This is a genomic window from Bradyrhizobium sp., assembly GCF_027307225.1.
Taxonomy (GTDB): domain Bacteria; phylum Pseudomonadota; class Alphaproteobacteria; order Rhizobiales; family Xanthobacteraceae; genus Bradyrhizobium.
The window spans coordinates 53,052-59,545 of sequence record NZ_DAHUXJ010000082.1 but is presented as its reverse complement, the minus strand read 5'-3'; the positions used below and the strand labels follow the sequence as shown (position 1 = coordinate 59,545).

Below are 6,494 nucleotides of genomic sequence, written 5' to 3'. Positions count from 1 at the left end.
CGCGCAGCTTTGCAAGGAAGCGTGCCGCTGGGGCAACGGGTTTTTGTCGCTCGGACTCTTGCGCGGCGATCGCGTGCTGCTCTTTCTCGACGACACGCCCGCCTATCCGGCCGCGTTCTTCGGCGCGGTGCGCGCGGGGCTGGTGCCGCTGCTGATCAACACGCTGACGCCGCCGGACCTCCTGCAATTCTATCTCGTCGATTCCGGCGCCACGGTCGCAGTTGCCGATGCGGAATTTTCCGCGCGTTTCGACGCAATCGCTTGCAAGGACACGGCGCTGAATACGCTCATCGTCGTCAACGGCGCGACCGGCGTCCACGCTGCGCCAAAGACGGTGATCGCCGGCGGCTGGTTATCAGTTTTTTCCGCCGATCTCGCCGAAGCAAACACCCACCGGAACGAAATGGCGTTCTGGATGTATTCATCGGGCTCGACCGGCCGGCCCAAAGGCATCGTCCATCTGCAGCATGACATGGCCTACAGCGATCAGGCCTTTGCGCGGAATCTTTTAAAGCTCACGCCGGACGATATTTGCTTTTCCGTGCCAAAGATGTTTTTTGCCTACGGCTTTGGCAATTCCGTCACCTTCCCGTTCTCGGTCGGCGCGGCGACATTGCTGCTGCCGGGACAGCCGAAGCCGCAGGCGATCTTCGAGGCGATCACGCGCTATCGCCCGACCGTCTTCTTCGGTCTGCCGACGCTCTATACCTCGCTGACCAAGGCCGAGGGCGCCGACAAGGCTGACTTCTCATCGCTGCGCATGGCGGTGTCGGCCGCCGAGGTCTTGTCCGCAGAAGTATTCAACGGCTGGAAGAAACTGACTGGGCTCGAGATCGTCGAGGGCCTTGGCTCGACCGAAGTGCTGCACATTTATCTGTCCAACCGCGCCGAGAAGAAAAAGCTCGGCGCCGCCGGCCTTCGCGTGCCTGGCTACGAGATCGCGCTGCGCGACAGCGACGACAACGAGGTCGGTGACAACGTCGAAGGCATTTTGTGGGTGCGCGGCGATTCCAATACGCCGCTCTACTGGAACAGGCCCGACAAGTCGGCCGAGACCATCCGCGGAGGCGGCTGGATCCATACCGGCGACCGGTTCGTGCGCGACGTTGACGGCTTTTATTTCTTCCGCGGCCGTGCCGACGATCTGATCAAGATTTCCGGCCAATGGGTTTATCCGCTCGAGGTCGAGCTTTGTCTCGCCGAACATCCTGACGTCCGCGAATGCGCTGTCTTTGCCGCCGAGCTGCCGGACCGCCGCATGACGCTCAAGGCGGTTGTCGTCATGAACAGCGCGACGGACGACGAGACGGGCACAACGAAAGCGCTTCAGGATTACGTCAAGGCAAAGCTGTTGCCCTACAAATATCCACGCGAGATCAGATTCGCCCGCGAATTGCCGAAGACCGGCACCGGCAAGATCGACCGTCAGGCCGTGATGCGGATGTAGCGCCGTACGATCCGGTTAGAGGAACCTCGGATCGGTTGGATCGATTAGTCCGGGAGTCTACCGAAAAGCATCTCCACCATGAATGACAAGACCATATTGATCTCGGGTATGGGGATCGCAGGACCCACGCTGGCCTATTGGTTGAAGGCAGCCGGTTTTGCGCCGACTCTTATCGAGAGCGCGCCGGCGCTGCGCAGCGGCGGCTATGTTATCGATTTCTGGGGCCATGGCTATGATATCGCCGAGCGCATGGGTTTGCTCGATCGGATTGATCGCGTCGGGTACCGCGTTCGCGAGATGCGGATCGTAGATGATCGCGGCAAACGCATCACCGGTTTCGGAACCAAGACTTTCCTCGAGCTGACGGGCGGACGCTACGTAACCGTCGCGAGGAGCGACCTTTCGCGACTGTTGTACGACGCGGTCAAGGACGGAACCGAAACGATCTTCGGCGATGAGATTGCAGACCTTCGGCAGGAGACCGATCACGTCGAGGTTAGATTCGGAAAGGCCGGCCAACGCCGGTTTGACCTTGTCATAGGCGCTGACGGTCAGCACTCGGGTGTTAGACGGCTTACCTTCGGTCCCGAGGACCGATTCGAGAAGAAGCTCGGCTACGCCGTGGCGGCCTTCGAAGTCTGCGGGTATCGCCCGCGCGACGAAGACGTGTACGTGACGTATGGACGGCCCGGCCTGATGCTCGGACGCTTCACCCAGCGCGACGAAAGGACGCTGTTCCTGTTCGTCTTTACGACTGACCGCGTCGCGCTCCCGTCTCAGCTTGATCTTCAGAAGGCCCTCTTGCGCAACAGATATCGTGACGCCGAATGGGAGGTCCCGCACATTCTCGATGAACTCGACCGCGCGCAGCAGCTCTATCTCGACCGTGTCAGCCAGATCAGGATGGAAAGCTGGTCGCAAGGCCGCGTCGTGCTTGCGGGCGATGCCGCGTTCTGCGTGTCGCTGCTCGCCGGACAAGGCTCGGCGCTCGCCATGATTGCAGCCTATGTGCTTGCTGGCGAACTTATGCGCGCCGACGGACAGCACGAGAAAGCCTTCACCAGATATGAAGCATTGCTGCGCGCTTTCATGGACGGCAAGCAACGCGGCGCCGAACGGTTTGCGGGAGTGTTCGCACCGAAAACCGAATGGGGCTTACAATTTCGCAACCAGATGATAAAGGCATTTGCCATTCCAGGGCTGGCGAAACTTGCAGTCGGAAGAGATATTGCCGACAAGTTGCAACTGCCGAGCTACGATTGGCCTTTCTTGAAATAACTAGGCCTTCAACCCGGTGCCGCCGTAGAGCCAGGCGAGATCGCCATGCCATTCCTCCTGCGACTTGGCGCTCATGATGGCGTTGCGCAGCCGCGCATGCTCGCCGTCCGGATGATAGATGTGCTCGCCGATCGCACGCGAAAGCATCTGTACGCGCGCCGTGCGCGGAAAACGCAGCGCGCGATACTTTTCCAAGGCTCCGGCGCGATCGCCGGGATGATTGCCCAGCATATGAGAAAGACAAACCGCGTCTTCCATCGCCTGGCAGGCGCCTTGCGCGAAATATTGCAGCATCGGATGCGCGGCATCGCCGAGCAGCACGACGCGGCCATCGATCCAGCGTTCGGTCGGGTCGCGGTCGCAGAGCACCCAGAGTTTCCAGTTGGTACCGTGGCGGATGATCTCGAGCGCCCGCTCATTGATATGCGCAAATCCTCTCATCACCTCTTGTTCCGGCACGGGCTTGCCGGCGACCGGCTCCGGCGCGTCGTTGTGGCAGGTGACGACCAGGTTGAACACTTTCCAGCCCGACAGCGGATAGTGGACGAGATGGCATTTCGGTCCGGCCCACAGCGTCGCCGCGTTCCAGCGCAGATCTTCCGGCATCTGCTCGGTCGGGATCACCGAACGATACGTCGTGTGGCCGGAGACGCGCGGCTTGCCATCGCCCGCGACCTGCTTGCGGACGTTCGACCATAATCCATCTGCACCGATCAGGAGCGAACCGGTGACGCGATCGCCCGAGGCAAGCTTTGCCGTCACCGACGAGGCGTCCTGATCGTAGCCCACGACCTCGCAGTTGACGCGCAGGTCGATTAAATCGGAATCGCGGCAGGCTTTGAGGAAAACGCCGTGCAGATCGCCGCGATGCACGACGGCGTAGGGATTACCGAAGCGCGTGCGAAAGGTGTCGCCGAGATCGACGTGGCAGATTTCCTTCGCCGTCATCGCGTCCATCAGACGGAGATGATCGACATAAACCGCCATGTTGCGCGCGGCCTCGCCGACGCCGAGATAGTCGAAGGCGTGAAAGGCATTCGGCCCAAGCTGAATACCCGCGCCGATCTCGCCCAGAGCGGGCGCTTTCTCGAGCAGGATCGAGCGGATGCCCTTTTGCGCAAGGCCCAAGGCGACCGCGAGGCCGCCGATGCCACCGCCTGCGATCAAAACCGGTTGTGTGCCAGCGCCCGCCATCAGCCTGCCTTCCCTAAATGCTCCAGCGCATCTTCGGCGCGGAGCGGCACGCGCGAGGCCTCATTGTTGAGATCGACAAGCTGTTCGAGCAACCCAAGCAGCGTCTTGCGATCGGCGGACTTGAGCGGCTGCAAGATCCGCGCCTGGACGCGGTCGACCGACGGCATGATATCGCGCAACAGGTTCGCACCCGCCTTGGTGAGGTACAAAAGCTTGACCCGCTTGTCCTCGACCGCAGGCTTGCGCTCGATATAGCTCTTGGTTTCCAGCCGCTCGATGACGCTGCCAAGCGTCGAGCGGTCGAACGCGATCACCGCGGAGAGCCGGGTGGCGTCGATACCGGGATGGGTACCGATCGCTATCAACGCGGCGTATTGCACCGGCGTCAGGTCGAATTCCTTGCATTCCTCGATGAAGATCGCGACCGCGATCTGCTGCATGCGGCGGAACAGATAGCCGGGCGCGGTATAGACCGCGTCCATGGTGACGTTGTCGGGCTTACTCGGCATCGCTCTGCCGCTCCGGCGCGGCGTCAGCGAACGCCTTGAGGGCTTTCGCCGCCGCTTCCGCTTTCAACAGGCGGGGGAACGCCGCGACATCGACGCCGAAGCGGCGCGCGTTCGCAAGCTGCGGCACCAGACAGAGATCAGCGATGGTGGGAGCATCGCCAAAGCAGAATGGCCCGGCTTCGTTGGCGATCAGCTTCTCGCAAGCGATAAGGCCTTCGCGATTGGCCCATGCGGCCCATTCCGTCACCTTCTCTTCGGACAGACCGAGTTCGCGAAGTCGCGCCAGCACTTTCAGGTTCTGCACTGGATGGATGTCGCAGGCGACCACTTGGGCGAAGGCGCGCACCAGCGCGCGGCTCATCGGATCTGTCGGCAACAGCGGCGGCGTTGGGTGGGCTTCGTTCAGCCACTCGACGATGGCAAGCGACTGGGTAAGAATGGCGCCGCCCTCGCCTTGCAGCGTCGGAACGAAGCCCTGCGGGTTGATCGCGAGGTAGTCAGGAGCGCGCTGCTCGCCCTTGCGCAAATGATGGCTCAGGTGTTCCGCGCTTAACCCTTTCAGGTTCAACGCAATTCTGACCCGATAGGACGCGCTGCTGCGGAAATAGCCGTGCAGCTTCATGGCCAACCTCCCGTTTTATTTTGTCGAGCGGCCCCTGCTGGCCGTGATTGACGGCAGTGGAGTGGATTTGACATTCGCCATCCACCTAGCCGCGAGTTCATTCAGCGAATGTCAAATCCAAAACTCCACTACAAACATATACTTGCTAGTAGTCCTATAGTTCTGACATTTGTGAAGGTGCCCGCAAATGTTAGAATTGGACTACTAGCCCACATTGGCAGTATACTGTCAATTAGCAAACGAGATAAGGGAGGCTAGCGATGGAAGCGGTGCAGAAGACGCCGGAACGCGAGGCATTCTACAAGAAGATCGACGGCGAAAATCTTTCCGCGCTGTGGAACGTGCTTGGCGATCTGATCACGCCGGAGCCGAAGAGCGCCTGCCAGCCGCATCTCTGGAGATTCGACGCCATCCGCGCCTACATGAACGAGGCCGGCAAGCTGATCACCGCCAAGGAAGCCGAGCGGCGCGTGCTGGTGCTGGAAAATCCGGGATTGCGCGGCCAGTCGAAAATCACGACCTCGCTGTTTGCCGGTGTGCAGATGGTGGTGCCGGGCGACGTTGCGCCGGCGCACCGTCACAGCCAGTCGGCGCTGCGCTTCGTGCTCGAAGGCAAAGGCGCCTTCACGTCGGTCGACGGTGAGCGCACCGCCATGTCGCCCGGCGATTTCGTCATCACGCCCGCCTGGACCTGGCACGACCATTCCAATGAAACCTCCGAGCCGATGTTCTGGCTCGACGGCCTCGACATCCCGATGGTGAAGTTCTTCGACGCTTCCTTCGCGGAAGGCCTGAAGGAAGACCAGCAGAAGATCACCCGTCCTGCCGGCGACAGTTTTGCGCGCTACGGCCGCAACCTCCTGCCGATCGACGAGAAGCGCAAATCAAAGACGTCGCCGATCTTCAACTACCCCTATTCCCACACGCGCGAGGCGCTTGAGGTCGCCAAGCAGCGCGACGAGTGGGATCCCTGTCACGGCTTGAAGCTGAAATTCTCCAATCCCGAAACCGGCGACTTCGCGATGCCGACGATCGGCACCTTTATTCAGCTGCTGCCGAAGGGTTTCAAGACCGCACGGTATCGCTCGACCGATGCGACCGTGTTCGCCGCGATCGAAGGCAAGGGCCGCACGCGGATCGGCGACCAGACCTTTGAATGGGGACCCCGCGACCTGTTCGTGGTGCCGAGCTGGCACTGGGTCACCCATGAAGCGGAGGCGGATTCGGTGCTCTTCTCGTTCTCTGACCGCCCGGTGCAGCAGAAGCTCGACCTGCTTCGCGAGGATCGCGGCAACGCGTAGCGATATCGCCTCGCTCCATCCTTCGTCATGGCGCGCACCTCACCGTCAGATGTGAGGGGCAAGTCGGATTTCCGGTAGATTTGGCGAATATAATGCCTCGCGCTGAAATTTTTTGCTATCGAAGATCAGCACCTCAAACCATG

At 61.1% G+C, this 6,494-nt stretch carries 6 protein-coding genes; 3 read left to right on the top strand and 3 right to left on the bottom strand.

The genetic code is table 11. The annotated features are described in order from the left end of the window. Together M6D32_RS14605 and M6D32_RS14600 are read left to right on the top strand one after the other, a co-directional pair. Window positions 1-1,447 (top strand): benzoate-CoA ligase family protein (locus M6D32_RS14605; protein WP_298257320.1); only part of this gene is annotated, 1,447 nt, incomplete at its 5' end. 78 nt (window positions 1,448-1,525) lie between these two features. Next, complete coding sequence (locus M6D32_RS14600) at window positions 1,526-2,725, top strand: FAD-binding domain (RefSeq protein WP_298257318.1); 1,200 nt, start codon at window positions 1,526-1,528, stop codon at window positions 2,723-2,725. Here M6D32_RS14600 and M6D32_RS14595 read toward each other — a convergent pair whose 3' ends face one another. The 3 genes from M6D32_RS14595 to maiA are packed head-to-tail and all read right to left on the bottom strand — an operon-like array spanning window position 2,726 to window position 5,050. Beyond that, window positions 2,726-3,919: a 3-hydroxybenzoate 6-monooxygenase gene (locus M6D32_RS14595; RefSeq protein WP_298257316.1), complete on the bottom strand. Its 1,194-nt coding sequence runs from the start codon at window positions 3,917-3,919 to the stop codon at window positions 2,726-2,728. Beyond that, window positions 3,919-4,428 (bottom strand): MarR family transcriptional regulator, encoded by a 510-nt coding sequence (locus M6D32_RS14590; RefSeq protein ID WP_298257314.1) that lies wholly within the window; start codon window positions 4,426-4,428, stop codon window positions 3,919-3,921. Before M6D32_RS14590 ends, M6D32_RS14595 begins: the two co-directional genes overlap by 1 nt. After that, window positions 4,418-5,050: a maleylacetoacetate isomerase gene (maiA, locus tag M6D32_RS14585; protein ID WP_298257312.1), complete on the bottom strand. Its 633-nt coding sequence runs from the start codon at window positions 5,048-5,050 to the stop codon at window positions 4,418-4,420. The genes M6D32_RS14590 and maiA overlap by 11 nt, the downstream gene beginning before the upstream one ends. Window positions 5,051-5,310: 260 nt before the next feature. Between maiA and gtdA the strand changes: the two genes are divergently transcribed. Then, window positions 5,311-6,351: a gentisate 1,2-dioxygenase gene (gtdA, locus tag M6D32_RS14580; RefSeq protein WP_298257310.1), complete on the top strand. Its 1,041-nt coding sequence runs from the start codon at window positions 5,311-5,313 to the stop codon at window positions 6,349-6,351. The last annotated feature ends 143 nt before the right edge of the window (window positions 6,352-6,494 follow it).

Coding starts and splice junctions, on each gene's coding strand:
- M6D32_RS14600 (WP_298257318.1), top strand. CDS start 1,526: ATGAATGACAAGACCATATTGATCTCGGGTATGGGGATCGCAGGACCC.
- M6D32_RS14595 (WP_298257316.1), bottom strand. CDS start 3,919: ATGGCGGGCGCTGGCACACAACCGGTTTTGATCGCAGGCGGTGGCATC.
- M6D32_RS14590 (WP_298257314.1), bottom strand. CDS start 4,428: ATGCCGAGTAAGCCCGACAACGTCACCATGGACGCGGTCTATACCGCG.
- maiA (WP_298257312.1), bottom strand. CDS start 5,050: ATGAAGCTGCACGGCTATTTCCGCAGCAGCGCGTCCTATCGGGTCAGA.
- gtdA (WP_298257310.1), top strand. CDS start 5,311: ATGGAAGCGGTGCAGAAGACGCCGGAACGCGAGGCATTCTACAAGAAG.